Source organism: Burkholderia reimsis, from assembly GCF_003294055.1.
GTDB classification, from domain to species: Bacteria; Pseudomonadota; Gammaproteobacteria; order Burkholderiales; family Burkholderiaceae; genus Burkholderia; species Burkholderia cepacia.
Genome location: NZ_QMFZ01000155.1, coordinates 1 through 430, shown reverse-complemented (window position 1 = coordinate 430; position 430 = coordinate 1). Strand labels below are relative to the sequence as shown.

The window sequence follows — 430 nt, the reverse complement described above, 5'->3', positions numbered from 1 at the left end:
TTCTTTGACTATAGATTTTTTTCGTTTCTGGTTCAGAAAGCTTTTGATTAATTTGGGCTTTAAAGTATTCCCAATTATAATTCTTCATGATTTTCTTATTGGATTTCGAATTTGGCTTCATGCATTGTTGCCTCAAAGAACATGCTGAACAGTCATCGCATTCATATAGCTTGAAGTCACGTTTAAAACCATATCTATCATTACGGTATGCATATCTTTTAAAACCTATTCTTTTGTTATTAGGACATATAAATTCATCATTAAGTTCGTCATATTTCCAATTTTGAGTGTTAAAAATGTCACTTTTAAACTTTCTAGTTTTATCTTTAATAAACATGCCATACGTAATAAGTGGCGTTTTATTAAAATCATCTATAATAGCCATATAGTTTTGCTCACTACCATAACCTGCATCAGCTACAATATACTC

Annotated in this window: 1 protein-coding gene; it reads right to left on the bottom strand. The window is 29.8% G+C overall.

All coding sequences use genetic code 11. The features are described 5' to 3' along the window. Nucleotides 1-430 (bottom strand): transposase (locus DPV79_RS41720; RefSeq protein ID WP_165843651.1); only part of this gene is annotated, 430 nt, incomplete at both ends.